Genomic DNA, 18,651 nt, shown 5'->3' with positions numbered 1-18,651 from the left:
AAATCAGTACTTCATGACGCCGCGGTCAACGGCGATCTGGCTGCCCGACAGTGTCGCCGAGCCGTCACCGGCCAGCCAGGCCACCACATCGGCAACCTCTTCGGGCGTCATGAAGGTCGACAGTCCCTCGGCATCTTGCCCCACCGGGTGCAGCGGCATCGGTGCGAAACTGTGCAGATAGCTCGGGTTCTCGGCGAACACCGCCGCCATCGCCTGCGGCTCGATCATCGGGGTGTCGATCGAGTACGGGTGGATGGAGTTCACCCGGATCCCGTACTGCCCCACCTCAAGTGCCAATGAGTTGGTCAGGGCGACCAGGCCGTGCTTCGACGCGGCGTAGTGCCCGTTGCCCGGGGTGGCCTTGAGGCCGGCAGACGAGCTGACAACGATGATCGACCCGCCGTTGCCGGCCTCGATCATCGCGGGCACGGCAGCCCGGATGGTGCGCCACGTCCCGTTGAGATTGACGTCGATGACGGTGTCCCACTGCTCTGGCGACATCTCGAACATCCGGCCCCAGCTGAGTACCCCGGCGTTGGCCACGACGATGTCGAGACGGCCGAACTGTTCGATGCCGTCGGCGACCACCTGCTGCTGCGCAGCCAGATCGCGGACGTCGACCTCGCGGGCGAGCACCTTGCGACCCGCCGCCTCGACCGCGCCAACCGTCTCGGCCAGCTCCTCGGATGTCGCCGGCGGGTACGTAATGGTCTCGTCGACCGCTGCGCACACGTCGATGGCGATGATGTCCGCACCCTCGTTGGCCAGCCGGATCGCGTGTGCACGCCCCTGCCCGCGGGCTGCGCCGGTTATGAATGCCACGCGCCCCTCGAGCGTTCCCTTACCTGCCGCCATCACCGGTCCTTTCGCGATCCCCGGCCCAGGCTAACAGCCAAAGTAGAACGTGTTCCAGATCCCTACCAATCGAGCGGATCGCGGATGATCGGGCAGGTCATACAGTGCCCACCACCACGTCCCCGGCCCAGCTCGGCACCGACGATGGTGATCACCTCGACACCCGCCTTGCGCAGCAGTGAGTTGGTGTGGGTGTTGCGGTCGTAGGCGAACACCACTCCGGGCTCGACCGCGACGAGGTTGTTGCCGCTATCCCACTGCTGGCGCTCGGAGTCGTACTTGGTGCCGCCCGTTTCGACGACGCGCAGGCTACTCAGCCCAAGTGAATCGGCGACGACCTCCACGAACGGCTTGGCGGCCTCCTCGACCTCCACGCCCGGGTCGGTGTCGCTGGGATGCAGGACGAACGTCTGTATCGAGTCGACGATGTCCGGGTAGATCGTGACCACGTCCCGGTCGGCGAAGGTGAACACGGTGTCCAGATGCATCGCCGAGCGCAGCTTGGGCATCCCCGCCACGATCACCTTCTCCACGGCGTTCTCGGCGAACAGCTTGGCCGCCACCTGCGTGATCGCCTGCCGCGACGACCGCTCGCTCATCCCGATCAGCACGACGCCGTTGCCGGGAACCAGCACGTCGCCGCCCTCGATGGTCGCCAGACCCCAGGACTGTTCGGGATCCCCCCACCACACCGTGGAGCCGACGTAATCCGGATGGAACTCGTAGATCGCCTTCATCAACAGCGTCTCGTCGTGACGCGCCGGCCAGAACAACGGGTTGAGCGTCAGCCCGCCGTAGATCCAGCAGGTGGTGTCGCGGGTGTAGAGCGTGTTGGGCAGCGGCGGCATCAGGTACTCGGTGACCCCGGTGGCCTCACGCGCCAAAGCCCGGTAGCCCGACTGCATTTCGGCGGGCAGGTCCCGAATCGACATGCCGCCGATCAACAGTTCGGTCAACCGGCGCGATACCAGCGAATCGAGAAATCCGCGGGTGTCGTCGACGAGTCCCAGGCCCACCTCGTTGGGCACGATCTTGCGGTCCAGCAGCCATGCCTTCGCCTCGGGGATGTCCATGGTCTCGGTGAGCAGGTTGTGCAGCTCGACCACCTCGACCCCGCGGTCGCGCATCTTGTCCATGAAGTCGAAGTGGTCCCGTCGCGCGTTCTGTACCCACAGCACATCGTCAAACAACAGGTCATCGCAATTGGTGGGCGTCAACCGCTCATGCGCCAAACCCGGCGAGCACACCAAAACCTTGCGCAGCTTGCCGACCTCGGAATGGACGCCGTAGCGCTCAGAGGGATTACTCATCTCGGTCCTTTCGATGGTTCGTCGGCGAACTAGATCTGAATCGAGCCGGATATCAAGCCGAAGATGCCCAGAACCGCACCGAGCGCGATGATTCCGAACAGCACCGCCTCTGCGGGCGTGAACAGTCGGAGGTTGCGCTCACGGCGTGCCATCCAATACAGCAGCGCGCCGGGCGCGTACAGGATGCAGGACAGCAGTAGATGGTCCCAGCCCGCGGCGTACACCAGGAACAACGTGTAGATGGTGGCCAGCGCCGACATCACCATGTCCGGAACCAGTGACCGCCGATCTTCGTAGGTCTCCCGGGTGATGGTGAGTTTCAGCGCGTACCCGGCGGCCAACAGGTACGGGATCAAGGCCAGCGCCGCGGTCAGATCGAGCATGAAATCCAGTGCCTCGGAGGTGAAAAGCAACAGGATGAGCAACCCCTGGACCAACGCGCCGGCCATGACGAGCGCGTTCACCGGTGCACCGTTGGCGTTCTCCTTGGCAAGGAATTTCGGCATGTCCTCGGCCTTGGCCGGTATGTAGAGGATCTCGGCAGCCATCAGGGTCCAGGCCAGATAGGCGCCCAGCACGGACAGGATCACGCCCACCCGGATGAAGACCGAACCCCATTCCCCGACAATGGACTCCAGTACTGAAGCCATCGAAGGCTGCGCCACGCTCGCCAAATCCGACTGCGACATCACGCCGTACGACGCCAAGGTCACCAGCATGAACACCGACAACACGGACAAGAACCCGATGACGGTCGCCCGGCCGACATCTTCCCGCTTGCGGGCGAACCGGGAGTACACGCTGGCGCCCTCGATGCCCAGGAAGACGAACACCGTGATCAACATCGTGCCCTTGGCCTGTTCGAACAGCGAGTTCCACGAGTAGTTGCCGTCACCGCCCCAGAAGTTGTCGGCAAAGACATCCGCCTTGAAGGCGATGATCGCGATGACGATGAACACCAGGATCGGGATCACCTTGGCAATGGTGGCGATCCTGTTGATGATCGCCGCCTCCTTGACTCCCCGCAGGATCAGGTAGAAGAACAGCCACACCCCGATGGACGAGCAGATCACCGCGGCCACAGTGTCCCCGGCGCCCAGCGCTGGAAACAGCGCGCTGGTGGTCGTCATGATCAACACCCAGTACGACGTGTTGCCCGCACACGCCGAGGCCCAGAAACCGAACGCGGAGTTGAAGCCCACGTAGTCGCCGAACCCCGCCCGCGCGTAGGCGTAGATGCCGGCATCCAGATCGGGTTTCCGGGTGGCCAGGCGCTGAAATACGAAGGCCAGCATCAACATTCCGGCGCCGGCGATCGACCACGCGATCAGCGCGCCGAGAACGCCGGTCTCCACACCGAATCGCCGGGGCAGCAGGAAGACGCCTGATCCGATCATCGAACCGACGACCATCGCGGTCAGCGTGAGGAGACTGACCTTGCCTTCGGCCTTCTCGGTCTGTCCTTCAGTGGAGGTCATGTCTCGTCCCCGATTCCTTGCAATCTGACGATTTTGAACCCGGTGTCCCCGTAAATCACGCTGAGCGGCGGCGCGATGAGCGCGGCCACCAGCCAGCACAGCACCAGCGCAACCAGAATGGGACCGTCCAGGCCGCCCAATCCGAACAGCGCGACGGAGCTCGCGATCAGAACCGCGAGTGCGACAAGGGGAATGATGGCATCAGCCAGCGAAGACGGCCGAACCGCTTGGGGCGCTGGCGATTCCGCCATCGTTCATACGTCCTGCGATGTATTCGATCGCACGACTGGCGACGTTACCACCGCCGCATGGCAGCATGGTTACAGATCGGCGATTATCTGCTGCCGTTTCGCGGCGTACTCGTCCTCGGTGACAGCGCCGGTAGCGCGCAATGTCTCGAGTTCCTGTAGGCGCTGCGCGGTCGAGGGCTCCGGGGCAGTCAGGAACGGGGCGGCCGGCGAGGCGGGTTGGGGCGCGGGCGCCGGTGCGGCCTGCGATGCAGCTGCCCGCCGCACGATCGACTGCACCTGTTCGCGCGCCGCGGGATTGGCACGCAGATCGATCATGTGGTCCATTCCGATGTTGTGCGCCTTGAGGATCTGCAGGATCTCCATGAGCGGTCCGGTCTGGCCGGTCAGGTCGTAGGTGGTGTTGTCCTCGTCGATGGTGAAGGTGGCCGGCATCAGCCCGCCCACCAAACTGCTTCTCTCCCAGTCGATTCGATACTCATTGGTGGTCGGATCGACAATCGCGACGAGCTTGCGGTTGGTGATCATCGGTAACCGCGTGATGGACGCGATCACCCGGTCCTGGCTCGTGAACGGCGCGATACCGGGCCCGGAGATCTGCAGATCCAGTTTCACCAGCGGCTGGTCGTTGATCCGGGTGCCGGTCTCGTGGATGCCGGTGACCTGGGCCAGGGCCAGCACGCCGTCCTGCTCGAGCTGCTGATTCTTCGCCGCTGATTTCGAGCCGTAGGCCGTGATCGCCAGTGCTATCAACACGTCGACCGCAGTGATGAGCAGACCGGCCCAGAACATCCACTTCATCATCGGTTGGGCACCGCTCATGAAGTAGATGACCAGGAAGATCGGCCCTACGATGCCGCACAACAGGACGAACGCCTGAATGCGGATGTACCGCCACAAAGTCGACATCGCCTGCTCCCGTCGGTCGGCCGGGAATCAGCCTAACGTCGAGGGCGTCAATTGGGGCGTTAGTCAGGCCCCTGCGGGCACCGTCTGTCCACCCATCGTCGACTGCGTGAGCAGCTGGTACAGCGGCCACGTCCAGGCGAGCCCACTGCTGCCGCTGCGGGCGTAGCCGGTGTGAACGGCCACCGCGTATGCCGTCACCTCTTCGGCTTCCGGGTCATAGTCGCAGACTGCGTCGCCGCGGTCGCACACGCTGATCGTGCGGCTCCCCACGGAAGCCGGCAGTGGTGCCGGAGCGTGGGCGAGGATCGGCCAATCCTGCGCGACGCCCAGTCCGTCGCCGCCGGGCACCGCGGTGCCCAGGTTGAGGGTGGGGTCCGTCGGCAACCGATCGCCGTCCGCGACCAGCAATGCGGCGGCCAGGTTCGGGCTAGCCGCCAGCGCGTGCAGGTTGCGGTGCACCACCATCGCGCCCTGCGAGTAACCGGCCAGCACCACCTTGCTGCTCGGGCACCGCTGGGTGAACGCCGCGTACTGGTTACCGAGCGCGGCCACTCCGGTGTCCACACTGCCCATGAAGCCGCCCCAGCCCAGCAGGTCGCCGTCGACGGGCACCGCGGTCGCGGGATAGGCGACCGCTTCCGCCGTCATGGTGCGGCCATCTTGTTCGACCAGCCGGGAAAGATCCTGCAGGGATTGGTAGACCACGCGGCCCATCCCGCCGTTGGCCGTCGGGTTTCCGTCCCGCTCACCTGAACCGGCGACACCGATCCAGTGCAGGTCCGGACATTCGGGGCTTGCCGATGCCGTGCCGGCCGACAAACCGATCAGTGCCGCACCAGCGACTGCGGCGGCGCCGACCAGCGCACTCATCCGTCGAAACATCAGCAGAACCCCCTACCCGTGGTGTACGAGCTGTTCATCGCCCCACGGGTCACATGCGTTACACCGCCGTTCGGCGAGCAGCTATCCGGGGGGCTGCGCGCCGTGGTGGAGGATGAAAATTGTGTCGATGTGCGGTTTCATACGCGGCTCGCCGACGCGCGCGGATTGAACCGCACACTCGGCGCCGGTGACACGAAAAAGCCCCCGAAATCCGGAGATCTCGGGGGCTTCCGCGTCTGCTCGCGCAGAGAAACTACTACTTGTTGATCTTCGTAACCCGACCGGCGCCGACGGTACGGCCACCCTCACGGATCGCGAAGCGCAGGCCCTCGTCCATGGCGACGGGCTGGATCAGCTTGACGGAGATGTCGGTGTTGTCACCGGGCATCACCATCTCGGTGCCCTCGGGGAGGGTCACCACGCCGGTCACGTCCGTGGTACGGAAGTAGAACTGCGGACGGTAGTTGTTGAAGAACGGCGTGTGGCGGCCGCCCTCGTCCTTGGACAGGATGTAGACCTGGCCCTCGAACTCGGTGTGCGGCGTGGTGGTGCCGGGCTTCACGACGACCTGGCCGCGCTCGACGTCCTCGCGCTTGATGCCGCGGACCAGCAGACCGACGTTGTCGCCCGCCATGCCCTGATCGAGCAGCTTGCGGAACATCTCGACACCGGTGACCGTGGTCTTGGTGACGGTCGGCTTGATGCCGACGATCTCGACTTCCTCGTTCACGTTGATCACGCCACGCTCGACGCGACCGGTGACCACGGTGCCGCGGCCGGTGATCGTGAAGACATCCTCGACGGGCATCAGGAACGGCTTGTCGGTCTCACGGACCGGATCCGGGATCGACTCGTCGACGGCTTCCATGAGCTCCTCGACCGACTTGACCCACTTCTCGTCGCCTTCCAGCGCCTTGAGCGCCGAAACCCGAACGACCGGGGCGTCCTCGTCGAAGTCCTGTGCCGCCAGCAGCTCGCGGACCTCCATCTCGACGAGCTCGATGAGCTCCTCGTCGTCCACCGCGTCCGACTTGTTCAGCGCGACCAGGATGTAGGGCACACCCACCTGGCGGGCCAGCAGCACGTGCTCGCGGGTCTGCGGCATCGGGCCGTCGGTAGCGGCGACCACCAGGATCGCGCCGTCCATCTGGGCGGCACCGGTGATCATGTTCTTGATGTAGTCAGCGTGACCGGGGGCGTCGACGTGTGCGTAGTGACGCTTCTCGGTCTGGTACTCCACGTGGGAGATGTTGATCGTGATACCGCGCTGACGCTCTTCAGGCGCATTGTCGATCTGGTCGAATGCGCGCGACTCGTTCAACTCGGGGTACTTGTCGTGCAGAACCTTGGTGATTGCTGCAGTAAGCGTGGTCTTGCCGTGGTCAACGTGACCGATGGTCCCGATGTTGACGTGCGGCTTCGTCCGCTCGAACTTCGCCTTCGCCACTGTGGTGTCCTCCTGGACTTGTTGGTGCTTTTACTTAAAGCAGTTTCAGATGTGTTCAGTTGTGTGGTCTGCGACGCTACCGGTTACTGACCGGTGGCCTTCGCGATGATTTCCTTCGACACGTTGGCCGGCACTTCGGCATACGAATCGAACACCATGGAGTAGTTAGCCCGGCCCTGGGTCTTCGACCGAAGGTCGCCGACGTAGCCGAACATCTCCGACAGCGGAACCTGCGCCTTGACGACGCGTGCACCGCTGCGCTCCTCCATGGCCTGGATCTGACCACGGCGGGAGTTCAGGTCGCCGATCACCTCACCCATGTAGTCCTCGGGCGTGGTGACCTCGACTGCCATGATGGGTTCGAGGATGACCGGCTGGGCTGCCTGTGCCGCTTTCTTCAGCACCTGCGAGCCAGCCACCTTGAACGCCATTTCCGAGGAGTCGACCTCGTGGTAGGCGCCGTCGAGCAGCGTTACCTTCACGTTGACCAGCGGGTAGCCGGCGAGCACGCCGTACTGCATGGCGTCCTGCGCACCGGCGTCGACCGACGGGATGTACTCACGCGGGATACGGCCACCGGTGACCTTGTTCTCGAACTCGTAGGTGGCACCGTCCTCGCCGGCGAACGGCTCGAGGTCGATGAGGACCTTCGCGAACTGGCCGGATCCACCCGTCTGCTTCTTGTGGGTGAACTCGACCTTCTCCACCTTGCGGCGAATGGTCTCGCGGTAAGCCACCTGCGGCTTGCCCACGTTGGCCTCGACCTTGAACTCGCGGCGCATGCGGTCCACCAGGATGTCCAGGTGGAGCTCGCCCATGCCGCCGATCACGGTCTGGCCGGTGTCCTGATCCAGGTGCACCTTGAAGGTCGGATCCTCCTCGGCGAGTTTCTGGATCGCGGTACCGAGCTTCTCCTGGTCGCTCTTGGTCTTGGGCTCGATGGCCACCTCGATAACGGGATCGGGGAAGGTCATCGACTCCAGCACGACCTGGTTGTTGGGGTCGCTCAGGGTGTCACCGGTGGTGGTGTCCTTCAAGCCGATCACCGCGTAGATGTGACCGGCGGAAGCCGACTCCACCGGGTTCTCCTTGTTGGCGTGCATCTGGAACAGCTTGCCCAGCCGCTCCTTCTTGCCCTTGGTGGCGTTGATGACCTGCGCACCGGACTCGACCTTGCCGGAGTACACACGGACGTAGGTGAGCTTGCCAAAGAAGGGGTGCACGGCAATCTTGAAGGCCAGTGCCGAGAACGGCTCGTCGACCGACGGCTTGCGAAGAACCTCTTCGTCCTCCTTGCCGGGGACGTGACCCTTGACGGACTCGACGTCCAGCGGCGAGGGCAGGTAGTCGATCACGGCGTCCAACATGGGCTGCACGCCCTTGTTCTTGAACGCGCTGCCGCACAGCACGGGGTACAGCTCGCTGCTCACGGTCAGTTTGCGGATCGCGCCCTTGATCTCATCGATCGTGAGCTCTTCGCCGCCGAAGTACTTCTCCAGAAGCGCCTCGTCGGTCTCCGCGACCGTATCCATCAGTTCGCTGCGATACTGCGCGGCCTTCTCGGCCAGATCGGCAGGAATCTCGACGGTCTCGTAGCTCTCGCCGAGCTTGGTCTCGCCGCGCCACACCTTGGCTTTCATCTCGACCAGGTCGATGATGCCTTCGAAGTCGTTCTCGGCACCGATCGGCAGCTGGATCACCAGCGGCTTGGCGCCGAGGCGGTCCTTGATGGTCTGCACGGTGAAGTAGAAGTCCGCACCGAGCTTGTCCATCTTGTTGACGAAGCAGATCCGGGGCACGTCGTACTTGTCGGCCTGCCGCCACACCTGCTCGGACTGGGGCTCAACGCCTTCCTTACCGTCGAACACCGCGACGGCACCATCGAGAACCCGCAGGCTGCGCTCCACCTCGACGGTGAAGTCGACGTGCCCGGGGGTGTCGATGATGTTGATCTGGTTGTTGTTCCAGAAACAGGTGACGGCCGCGGAGGTGATGGTGATACCCCGCTCCTGCTCCTGCTCCATCCAGTCGGTCGTGGAGGCACCGTCGTGCGTCTCGCCGATCTTGTAATTGACGCCGGTGTAATAGAGGATGCGCTCTGTCGTCGTCGTCTTGCCGGCGTCGATGTGCGCCATGATGCCGATGTTGCGGACCTTGTTCAGGTCAGTCAGCACGTCCTGTGCCACGGAAGTCTTCCCAACTCTCTCGCTTGCTTGATTAGGTGTTCGATTGCGCGCCGGCCGGCACCCGACGCTGGATGCCGGGCGCGGGTATCACCAGCGGTAGTGCGCGAAAGCCCGGTTCGCTTCGGCCATCTTGTGAGTGTCCTCACGACGCTTCACAGCGGCACCCAGGCCGTTGCTCGCATCCAGGATCTCGTTCGCCAGGCGCTCGATCATGGTCTTCTCGCGACGTGCCTTGGAGAAGCTGACCAGCCAGCGCAGGGCCAGCGTGACCGAACGTTCCGGGCGGACCTCGACCGGAACCTGGTAGGTCGCGCCACCGACGCGGCGGCTGCGGACCTCGAGGGCCGGCTTCACGTTGTCGAGAGCGCGCTTGAGGGTGACGACCGGATCGGTGCCGGTCTTGTCGCGGGCCTGCTCGAGGGCACCATAAACAATGCGCTCAGCCAGCGATTTCTTCCCATCGAGCAGGACCTTGTTGACCAGCTGGGTGACCAGCTGCGATCCGTAGACCGGATCGTTGACCAACGGGCGCTTCGGTGCGGGACCCTTGCGCGGCATTAGCTCTTCTCCTTCTTCGCGCCATAGCGGCTGCGGGCCTGCTTGCGGTTCTTCACACCCTGGGTGTCGAGCGAGCCGCGGATGATCTTGTAGCGGACACCGGGCAGGTCCTTCACCCGGCCGCCGCGCACCAGCACCATCGAGTGCTCCTGCAGATTGTGACCCTCACCTGGGATGTAAGCGGTCACCTCCACCTGGCTGGTCAGCTTGACGCGCGCGACCTTCCGAAGCGCCGAGTTCGGCTTCTTCGGGGTGGTGGTGTACACGCGGGTGCACACGCCGCGACGCTGAGGGCTGCCCTTGAGGGCCGCGGTCTTCACCTTGGCGATCTTGTCGCGGCGGCCTTTGCGGACCAGCTGCTGGATGGTTGGCATCTACCGGCTTTCTCTGTGTTGCTTGTGTTGCTCGTGGCTCGTAAGTCGTTCTGAAGTTCTCTGTGCTGCAGTTATCCCCCGGCTACGTACCCCGCATCCGGGCGTGTCGCACCTGTCCGTACCGCCAAAATTTCGATGCGTGTTAGACATGCGAATTGGCCCGGCGTGCGGGCACGCTTGCGAACGAACTCAGCCGCATGCGCCTTTCCGGCCAGGCACGATCCACCACAATACCAGGGGCGACCGCGCCGAACCAAACTCGTCCGCGGCTGTCTAATCGCAGGTCAGAGCCTACGGTTATCGACGCTCCATCCCGGAGGCCAGGCGCAGCAGCATGTTGGTGAACACCGCATCGGTGTCAACGTCGTCCATCACGCCCGTCATTTCCAGTAGGACGAACCCGTGCAACGCCGACCAGAACTCCAGTGCAGCGTAGAACGCGTCCTCCCCCTCCATCCCGTAGGACGCCAGTACTGAGATGACCGGGCCGGCGGCAGCCTTGGTGGCCGCCGAGTACTCCGGATCGTCACCCCCGAACGGCATCCGGGTGAAGGCCGCATACCGGCCGGGATGATGGTGGGCGTAGCTGCGATATGCGCTGGCCATCGCTATCACGGCGTCGTCGCGCGTGCGGCCCTGGCCGACTGTGTTGAGCATCGAGATGATGTCGTCGACCACGCGCATCCGGACGGTGCGGCGCAGGTCTTCGAGGCTGTGTACGTGGTTGTACAGCGAAGGGCCTTTGGTGCCGAGCTGGCTGGCCAGCGCGTTGATGGTCAGCGCGTCCCAACCCTCACGGTCCAGAAAGGACAGTGCGGCGTTGACGATCGCGTCGCGGCTGAGCCTGGTGGTCCGAGCCGGACGCGTTCGGCTGCCAGTCGACGGCTGCTCGGGCCGAACTGACATGTGCGCCCTGCCTTCGGGTCGGCGATGATGACCCAGGAGTGGGTCGCCGTGAAACTCTAGTCCCTCGATCCGTTCAGATCAGTTCACTCGGTCCTGGCTGAGTTGGGCGAGTTGCTCGGTGATCGTGCACAGCTCGGGCAACGATGCGGGGTTCATCGTCTGGATCGACCAGGTGATGACGTCGCCGCCTTTGGCCACGTAAATGCTGCAGACGTTGGCGTCGGCGGCTTTGAAGCCCTTGTTGCCGTCGAGGGACAGTTCGGTCAGGCTGCGGCCGGCCCGCTGTTCCAATGCCCGCTCGGTATCCATGTCACTGCCCCGGTACCACCACGTCGAGATGCCCATGCCTGCACCGAAGGTGCCCAGCACAGAGTTCTCCTGCCAGAAGCAGCCGGCATCGCTGACCACCGCCTTGGTGAACATCGCGGAGCCGACGGCGCTGGCGACATCGGCGTCGGAGACGCCGTTGCAGTCAGCGCTGCGGAATCCGTCGCCCGTCGGAGCCGGGGACGCGGGATGTTCGGAAGGGTCGGGTGAACCGCACGCGGTCAGCAGGACGACTCCGACGGCGAAGCCGACCAGCAATGGCCGGGCCCGGGACACCTCAGAGTTCCGATCGGAGAGTTTGGGACAGCAGTTTCTCGGCGTCCTCGCAGGGATCGCCACTGTTCGGACCGTCCTGAGCGCGGAACTGCACCCACCAGCTGAGCACACCCGTACCTGCTGCCGCAGTCGCCGAGCACGCCGCCCCGGTGACGTCGCGGCGCGCGAGGACGGCCTGGTGTCGTTCGACGATCGTGTCGGTGATCTGCGCGCCGCGCTGCTGCGCCACCGCGCGTTCCCGTTGCAGGCTGCCGGTTTCGAACCATGAGAAGACGACGTCGACCATGACCGGAGGGGCCGCTGCCTCCGGTGCGGCGTGCGGGGCTTTTCGGGACAGGACGTACTGGCATACCGCGCCGCTGTACGGCCGAACCAGATTGTCGGCGGCAAGGATCTCCTGCACGGTGCTGTCGGCCAGCAGCCCACACCGGTCATCGACGTAGCCGTAGCTCCGATTCGGATCAGCGGGATCGGGCTCGGCCCGCTGCGCCGTCCCGGAGACGGTGTGCGAACACGCCGCGGCGGCCACGGCTGTGACCGCGACGGCAGCAGCCTGCAAAACACGCCGGTACATCGCACAACACGCTACCGAGCACCGCCAACTCCCGCGACCCGTCGGCCTCAGCGGGAGGAAGTGACGAACAGGTGCCGGGAATCCGCAGCCGCCACGTACTCTTCCAGGCAGCGGATCGGAAGGGGAGCATCGTGCATTGGATGACTGTGGGCCGGACTGTGGCCGCCTGCCTCGTCGCGTTGCCTGTGGGACTGACGGTGGGCGCGCCCACCGCTGGGGCGAAGAACGGCGACACCCACATCACGGGCCAGGGCATCGAGCAGACGTTGGACTGCAATGAGTCCACCCTGATCGTGAACGGCACCGGTAACACGATCAATGCGATAGGCACGTGCTGGGCGGTCACCGTGCAGGGCTCGTCGAACGTCGTCATTGCCGACAACGTCATCAACGACATCACGGTGTATGGCTATGACCAGACGGTGTTCTTCAAGAACGGCGCACCGGCACTGATCGACCGCGGCCGCGAACTGGGTATGACGAACCGGCTCGACCGGGTACCCGCCTGAGGAAGAAAGCAAGGGAGCACATGCGCATCACCAGGATTCTTGGCGCCACCGCGGCGGCAGTCGCCGCATTCGGGTTGGCGGCCTGCGGCTCGGACAGTCAGGACACGAACACCCCGTCGGCGACGGCGGGTTCGTCCGGAATCAACGTCGAGGTCGGCAATACGATCAACTACGGATCGGTCGGCACCACGGCCGACATCGACTGCGCTGACGGCAAGTCCCTCAATGTCGGTGGCGCCAACAACAACCTGACGGTGACGGGCACCTGCGCCAACGTGAACATCGGCGGGTCCGACAACACGATCACCATCGACCGGATCGACAAAGACCTGGCGGTCGTCGGGCTCAACAACACCGTCACCTACAGGGACGGCGACCCCAAGATCAACGACACGGGCAGCGGCAACAAGATCAGCAAGGGCTGAGTTCCTGCGCGGGCAGACGCGAAAGAGCCCTAGAACAACCAGTTTTGGGCACTTTGGTGTCCGCTCGCCACGAGTCAGCAATTTCTCGCATACGCACGCACCGGGCGGCATGACCGCCTCGGTGGCCTCTGCCTGCCGTATCTGATCAGCACGATTTTGAATACTACTTGCGATTGATCAGCCGGAGACACGCGCGTTCAGAACGCTCCCGCTTCTCGAATTCCCTTTCGCGGCATGGATATACCTCGTTGACCAGAGCCAGTGCCTGGGAGTTCACTGTGAATACATTATTTCGAAACTGACCTTCCCGCGTGCCCTCAGCTTGTTAGCATCACGCACTGTGGGACAGACGAGCACGAGCCGACCAGCTAGCGCTCTTCCCGAGTTCGAGGATGCCGAGCAGGAATGCTGGCAGAGCTTTTTCGATTCATCTACGCAGCTCTGCCGGTCCGTGAACCAACGGTTGATGGACGAGCACGATCTCGCACTGGTTGATGTTCTGCTGCTCGATGCGCTTGCCAAGTCGGATGGCGGCTCCGCCCGGATGGGTGAACTCGCCCGATCCCTGAGGCTGATTCCGAGCCGCGTCACCGCCCGGATCCGGCGGATGGAATCACGCAGGCTCGTGGTGCGTGCAACTGACCCGCAGGACCGCCGGTCAGTGCAGGCCAGCATTACCCACGCGGGTCGAACATGCGGAGGGAAGGCGATGCGTAGCTACGCACGTGCCGTCCGGGAGTTTTATCTGAATCCTCTATCGCGTAACCAGATGACGGCGATGGCCGACAGCTGCCGACGAGTCAACGTCGCCCTGCCGCCGGATCACACGTGGTTCGACAACGTGTAGTCGAGCCTTCCTGAATCAATATCGAGTTTGCTGGGATCAACCTGCCTCGACTCTGCGCCTCCCGACGGAGGGTTCTCGGCGGATTCTGCTTCTCCGCCTTCGCGAGGGGTCCGACGGTTCATGCCGGACATGGAAACGCTGTTCGATCTGCGTCGATTGCACGCAGTGCACACACCGTCCGGCGTACCAGCCGAAGTTGCTTGCATCGGACTCTTCGTTCGCGGACCGAGACGACGATTATTCATGGTCCGAATCGAAGAACCAAGCAGCGAGCTTGACTAAACAAGCCTCCAGAGTGGCCTTGTATGCAGCATGCCGATACCCCTCCGGGGACGATGAACACGTTCCAATTGTGTCTGAACTGCTTGCGTAGTGAAATATTCTCGCCTGCGTTCTAGTTTGCCGTGGGCGATCTGACAGCCTGCGAACACCGTGTTTGCGTAGATCGCGGATAGCCGATGCGCGGTCGCCGCTCCCCGACCAGCGTCCAATTTCCTTACATCGGCAACTACCTGCGTCACCTGAAGTATCTTCAGATGCATTCAAAATCACGTACAGAAATGGAACTTCTATGCAATTAGCTATGCGATCTCCACTGACTGCTGGGATCGCGCTGGCCGGGGCCGGGATGATCGCGGTAAGTCCGATCAGCCCAGTCACTTCACCGCTGTCCGACGTGGTTGCGACACCTCATGTCTCATCGGCGTCGGTCGAACTCACCGCTCTCACCGCCATGCTTGAGGATCCAGCTCTGACCGACCCCGTCACAGGATGGCTGGGTGTCTTCGGGACTGCATTCGACAACGTGAAGCAAATCGGTAACGACATGTCAGCCAACCCAATGCCGGTCCTGAACCAGGTCATCGCCAACCAAGCGGGCTACGGGCAACTGTTCTCCACATCCGTCCAAGCCGCCGCCGACAGCTACATCCAGTTCTTCACGTCGGATGAGGACTACCGGCTGAAGTACTTCGTCGGCCTGGCTTCCGACTACCTCGCGGCGGGCAACGTCACCGACGCGGCGGCTATTGTCAGCACTATCCTGTTCCGCCTCTTTGCGTTTGCGAACCCGCTCATCAACACCATGCAGATCCCTATCGCAATGGGCCAGAACGCTATGAACGTCCTCGCTGCAGTGCCACAGATGTTGATGCCTCTGGGGTTGGGGGTACTGAATCCGGTGCAGGGTGCGGTCAATGCGTTCGGTGACAGCGCCCAAAGCGTGCTCGATGCGCTCAACGATGGTGATTCGGCCGCGGCGTTCACTTCGGTCCTCAACAGTCCCGCCGTGATCACCGGCGCCATCCTGAGCGGGTACACCCATGGAACCGGCGGCATGACAAGCGGCCTGTTCACGCCGGCGACATCCGAGCTCAACAGGGGTCTGGTCGAAACTCTGCTGGTGACCGTTCCGCAGACAATCGCGAAAGCCATTGGCTGGCAAGGTCCCAGCGCCGTGCCGGCGCAGGAAGCCGTCGCAGCAGAACTGCCGGTGGAAACGGACGAGACCTCCACATCGGCCCAGATTCTGGGCGGGCCTGTTGCTGGTCGTGCCGATGCGAGCCGCATCACCGAGAGCACCGCCTCTGCTCTCGATACGGTCAAAACCGTCACGCTGTCCATCGCACCGCAACGCGCAGTCGCGGACGCCCCAACCACTGGTTCGTCAGCCGAAACCGGCAGTGCTGACGCCGGATCCGGCGTCAGCACTGATTCGACCACCGAGGCGGACGCCGCCGCGGACAAGAACACCGGCGGGGAAGACCGGAACGCCGCGAAAGAGGCCAAGCGGACGGCCAAGCAGAAGGCCAAAGCCGCGAAGCGGGAGGCCCAGGCACAACGCCGCGCAGCCAAGCATGAAAACCGCGGAGCCGAAACGCGCAGCAATGGCGGCAAACACCGCGCTGGCGCCGATCAGAACGACAAGCCCCAGACGGCGGCTTGACGCCGCGGCATAACCGGAAGATCACGCAAGGCGCTCGGTCGGGATACCTCGGCCGAGCGTCTTGCGTATGTCAGGCCGATTTCACGCACCGGCACCGTGCCGGCCGGCGCCCGCCGCGAAACGTCCCGCGCCTTCAGTTGCCTCGTCTTTGACCCGCGAGATGCTGGCGAACTCGAAGTCCATTGCCGCCTGCTCTGATTCACCCCACTGGTGCAGCGCCGAGAGGCGGTCCGCCCGCATGCATTGCTGCGGAAGTTTCGCCAGTTCGGCGGCCAGTTCTTCGGCCGCTTGACGGGCCTTTCCCGTGGGCACCACCCGATTGGCCAAACCGATGGCGTGCGCTTCGGCAGCGTCGACCGCACGACCGGTCAGGATCAGGTCCATCGCGCGGCTCTGACCGATCAGCCGCGGCAGCCGCACAGTGCCCCCGTCGATGAGCGGCACACCCCAGCGGCGGCAGAACACCCCCAGCACGGCGTCCTCCTCGACTATCCGCAGATCGCACCACAGCGCCAGCTCCAGACCGCCTGCGACCGCGTGACCGCTGATGGCCGCGATCACCGGTTTGGACAACACCATCCGGCTCGGGCCCATCGGACCTGGGCCGCTCCGGTGCACCGGGTTGGCATCCGGAGTGCCGAACGCCTTGAGATCTGCTCCCGCACAGAATGTTCCACCGGCGCCGGTGAGCACCGCGACCGAGGCGGATTCATCATCGTCGAACTGCTCGAACGCGGCGAACAGTGCCGCAGCGGTGGGCCCGTTGACGGCGTTGCGGGCATGCGGCCGGTCAATGATGACGGTGGTCACCGCACCGTTGCGCTCCACCCGGACAGGCTCGGTCACGTCGCCTCCATCAGTTCGGTGCTGTCACGCCGCGCGACGAGTTCGCCGGCGAAGTCGTTGTAGGCCTTGCGCAAAGCTGCGCCTGGCCAATGTCCGGGCAGCAGCCCCTCGGGCAGCACCGGATCGGCGAGCAGGTGCCGCACGATGCCTGCCGCCGCCAGAAAACGTCCGGGTACATCAGCGGCCGAGGATATTTCGTCGAGCAACACCTCGGCAGTGCGCGCCCAACCGGGCAGATCCCAGAGTCGGCCGGCCAGTTCAGCAGGGTCGTCATCGCGGGTGTGCAGTACGCGGACTCTGTCGGCGATCTCCCGGGGCAGGATCTGATCCAGGTTGTCCGGGCGCATCCACACCCCTTCGCGCAGCTCAGCGAAACGATACTGCTGCAGGGTGTTCCGCACCGACGCACGCGTGCGGGCATCGGTGCCGACGCTGGTGATGACGAGGGTCAGCCAATCGCCGTTGTCCGCACGCAGCTTGGGGTCGATGGCGTCGTCCTGGCGGCGCTGCCGGCCCAGCAGCCGGTCGGACAACCGGTAGCCGTCCTCCGAGCGCACCAGATCGCCTGCGCTGACCATCCGGGTCAGTGCCACCCGAAGTGTCGGTTCCCTGATATCGAAATCTGCTGTCAGCCGCACTAATTCGGCCGCGCTGGCCCAGGCCGGATGGGCACCGAGCAGCACGCTCAGCACCACCGACCGGGCCGTCATCCGGTTGAGCGCGGCCACTGTCACACCCCGGACGTCTTGCGCCCGTGATCGCCCATCGGCTCGTCCCGGTGACGCACCGCCTCGCGAAAACCGTGTTCGCGCGCGTCGGCCACGAATGCATGACCTTCCGGTGTGTGCCGCGCGATGCCGTCGAACACCGTGCTGACCATCTGGCTGGTCGCCACCCCCTGTTGCAGCAAGGCGGTGTTACAGGCCAGCTTGGCCATGATGAGCTGGTTGACCGGCATCGCCGCGATGCGTTCGAGGAGTCGTTCGGTGCGCGCATCCAGATCCTGCGGCTCCGGCGCCTCGACAGCCAGTCCCCATTCGGCGGCCTGCGCCCCGGTGATGCAATCCCCGGTGAACAACAGCCTTTTCGCACGCTGATCCCCCAGCCGGTGTGCCCACAGCCCGGCGGCGGGCACCCCCCACACCCGCATCGGCGGATAGCCGATCTTGGCGTCGGAGGCGGCGATCACCTGATCGGCATGCAGGGCGATGTCGGTGCCGCCCGCCACGCAGTAGCCGTGGATCTTGACAACGGTCGGTTTGTCGGCGCGCATCAGGCTGGAGAAGCCACGGACGAACCGGCTCATCATCTGATAGTCGACCATCGGATCCCACGGCTGATCCGGAAGGTGATTGACGGCCTGGGTCTTGCCCGACAGCACGGTGTCCTGGTACGGGCTGCCGCCGCCCGCCGACGACGAACCTTCCGCATAGGCACCGAGATCGAAACCGGCGCAGAATCCTTCGCCTCGACCCGATACCAGAATCACATGCACATTCGGGTCCAGGTCGGCACGCTCGACCAGCGCCGAGAGCTCAAGGGGCGTATCGGCGACGATCGCATTGCCCTTGTCGGGCCGGTTGAACGTGATGCGAGCTACCCTGCCGGTGACCTCGTAGGTCATGGTCTTGAGGTTGTCGAAGTCCACGGGCCTGATCGCGTGAGTCATGCCCTCACCTTTCCGCACGAGCAGACACAAACTCGCATGAAATGACCCCGCATTGTGCGAGTTTGCGTCTGCTCGGCGAG

The 18,651-nt window shown here is 64.2% G+C and carries 20 protein-coding genes; 4 read left to right on the top strand and 16 right to left on the bottom strand.

Annotated elements, in window-relative coordinates; all coding sequences use genetic code 11:
• Positions 1-3: 3 nt before the first annotated feature.
• From ABQF30_RS02095 to ABQF30_RS02035, 13 genes are all read right to left on the bottom strand, one after another.
• On the bottom strand, positions 4-855 hold the full coding sequence (locus ABQF30_RS02095) for a mycofactocin-coupled SDR family oxidoreductase (RefSeq protein ID WP_448460664.1): 852 nt from the start codon (positions 853-855) through the stop codon (positions 4-6).
• 62 nt (positions 856-917) lie between these two features.
• A complete protein-coding gene (locus ABQF30_RS02090; RefSeq protein ID WP_448460662.1) occupies positions 918-2,165 on the bottom strand; it encodes an arginine deiminase in 1,248 nt (415 codons plus the stop codon).
• A gap of 29 nt (positions 2,166-2,194) precedes the next feature.
• A complete protein-coding gene (locus tag ABQF30_RS02085) occupies positions 2,195-3,643 on the bottom strand; it encodes a basic amino acid/polyamine antiporter (protein WP_448460660.1) in 1,449 nt (482 codons plus the stop codon).
• Entirely contained in the window at positions 3,640-3,894 is a 255-nt protein-coding gene (locus ABQF30_RS02080; protein WP_448460658.1) for a hypothetical protein, read from the bottom strand. The genes ABQF30_RS02085 and ABQF30_RS02080 overlap by 4 nt, the downstream gene beginning before the upstream one ends.
• A gap of 69 nt (positions 3,895-3,963) precedes the next feature.
• Positions 3,964-4,800, bottom strand: a complete 837-nt coding sequence (locus ABQF30_RS02075; protein ID WP_448460656.1) for an SHOCT domain-containing protein — start codon at positions 4,798-4,800, stop codon at positions 3,964-3,966.
• A gap of 63 nt (positions 4,801-4,863) precedes the next feature.
• Positions 4,864-5,670: a cutinase family protein gene (locus tag ABQF30_RS02070; RefSeq protein WP_448460655.1), complete on the bottom strand. Its 807-nt coding sequence runs from the start codon at positions 5,668-5,670 to the stop codon at positions 4,864-4,866.
• Between the two features lie 268 nt (positions 5,671-5,938).
• Entirely contained in the window at positions 5,939-7,129 is a 1,191-nt protein-coding gene (gene tuf, locus ABQF30_RS02065) for an elongation factor Tu (RefSeq protein ID WP_448460653.1), read from the bottom strand.
• Positions 7,130-7,212: 83 nt separating this feature from the next.
• Complete coding sequence (gene fusA / locus ABQF30_RS02060; protein ID WP_448460651.1) at positions 7,213-9,315, bottom strand: elongation factor G; 2,103 nt, start codon at positions 9,313-9,315, stop codon at positions 7,213-7,215.
• 87 nt (positions 9,316-9,402) lie between these two features.
• On the bottom strand, positions 9,403-9,873 hold the full coding sequence (gene rpsG / locus ABQF30_RS02055; protein ID WP_448460649.1) for a 30S ribosomal protein S7: 471 nt from the start codon (positions 9,871-9,873) through the stop codon (positions 9,403-9,405).
• Positions 9,873-10,247: a 30S ribosomal protein S12 gene (gene rpsL, locus ABQF30_RS02050; protein ID WP_007167812.1), complete on the bottom strand. Its 375-nt coding sequence runs from the start codon at positions 10,245-10,247 to the stop codon at positions 9,873-9,875. The genes rpsG and rpsL overlap by 1 nt, the downstream gene beginning before the upstream one ends.
• A gap of 297 nt (positions 10,248-10,544) precedes the next feature.
• Positions 10,545-11,153, bottom strand: coding sequence for a TetR/AcrR family transcriptional regulator (locus ABQF30_RS02045; protein WP_448460647.1), 609 nt, complete (start codon positions 11,151-11,153; stop codon positions 10,545-10,547).
• 78 nt (positions 11,154-11,231) lie between these two features.
• A complete protein-coding gene (locus ABQF30_RS02040) occupies positions 11,232-11,756 on the bottom strand; it encodes a DUF3558 domain-containing protein (protein ID WP_448460646.1) in 525 nt (174 codons plus the stop codon).
• A 1-nt stretch (position 11,757) separates the two neighbouring features.
• The gene (locus ABQF30_RS02035; RefSeq protein WP_448460644.1) at positions 11,758-12,330 is read right to left on the bottom strand and encodes a DUF3558 domain-containing protein; all 573 of its coding nucleotides are present in this window, start codon (positions 12,328-12,330) and stop codon (positions 11,758-11,760) included.
• A 140-nt stretch (positions 12,331-12,470) separates the two neighbouring features.
• Here ABQF30_RS02035 and ABQF30_RS02030 point away from each other — a divergent pair, with 140 nt between their 5' ends.
• From ABQF30_RS02030 to ABQF30_RS02015, 4 genes are all read left to right on the top strand, one after another.
• The gene (locus ABQF30_RS02030) at positions 12,471-12,839 is read left to right on the top strand and encodes a DUF3060 domain-containing protein (protein ID WP_448460642.1); all 369 of its coding nucleotides are present in this window, start codon (positions 12,471-12,473) and stop codon (positions 12,837-12,839) included.
• A gap of 20 nt (positions 12,840-12,859) precedes the next feature.
• Entirely contained in the window at positions 12,860-13,264 is a 405-nt protein-coding gene (locus ABQF30_RS02025) for a DUF3060 domain-containing protein (RefSeq protein WP_448460640.1), read from the top strand.
• Positions 13,265-13,730: 466 nt separating this feature from the next.
• Entirely contained in the window at positions 13,731-14,111 is a 381-nt protein-coding gene (locus ABQF30_RS02020) for a MarR family winged helix-turn-helix transcriptional regulator (protein ID WP_448460638.1), read from the top strand.
• Positions 14,112-14,694: 583 nt separating this feature from the next.
• Complete coding sequence (locus ABQF30_RS02015) at positions 14,695-16,056, top strand: hypothetical protein (RefSeq protein WP_448460636.1); 1,362 nt, start codon at positions 14,695-14,697, stop codon at positions 16,054-16,056.
• An 81-nt stretch (positions 16,057-16,137) separates the two neighbouring features.
• Here ABQF30_RS02015 and ABQF30_RS02010 read toward each other — a convergent pair whose 3' ends face one another.
• Genes ABQF30_RS02010 through ABQF30_RS02000 form a run of 3 tightly spaced genes read right to left on the bottom strand, consistent with a single transcriptional unit; the run spans position 16,138 to position 18,571 of the window.
• Positions 16,138-16,902, bottom strand: coding sequence for a crotonase/enoyl-CoA hydratase family protein (locus tag ABQF30_RS02010; RefSeq protein ID WP_448460634.1), 765 nt, complete (start codon positions 16,900-16,902; stop codon positions 16,138-16,140).
• Positions 16,899-17,612 (bottom strand): PaaX family transcriptional regulator C-terminal domain-containing protein, encoded by a 714-nt coding sequence (locus ABQF30_RS02005; RefSeq protein ID WP_448463366.1) that lies wholly within the window; start codon positions 17,610-17,612, stop codon positions 16,899-16,901. The genes ABQF30_RS02010 and ABQF30_RS02005 overlap by 4 nt, the downstream gene beginning before the upstream one ends.
• A gap of 20 nt (positions 17,613-17,632) precedes the next feature.
• Complete coding sequence (locus ABQF30_RS02000; RefSeq protein WP_448460632.1) at positions 17,633-18,571, bottom strand: crotonase/enoyl-CoA hydratase family protein; 939 nt, start codon at positions 18,569-18,571, stop codon at positions 17,633-17,635.
• Positions 18,572-18,651 lie beyond the last annotated feature (80 nt).

This window comes from Mycolicibacterium sp. XJ870, from assembly GCF_053483975.1.
The sequence above is the reverse complement of the archived record's forward strand: the minus strand, read 5'-3'. Positions and strand labels throughout refer to the sequence as shown.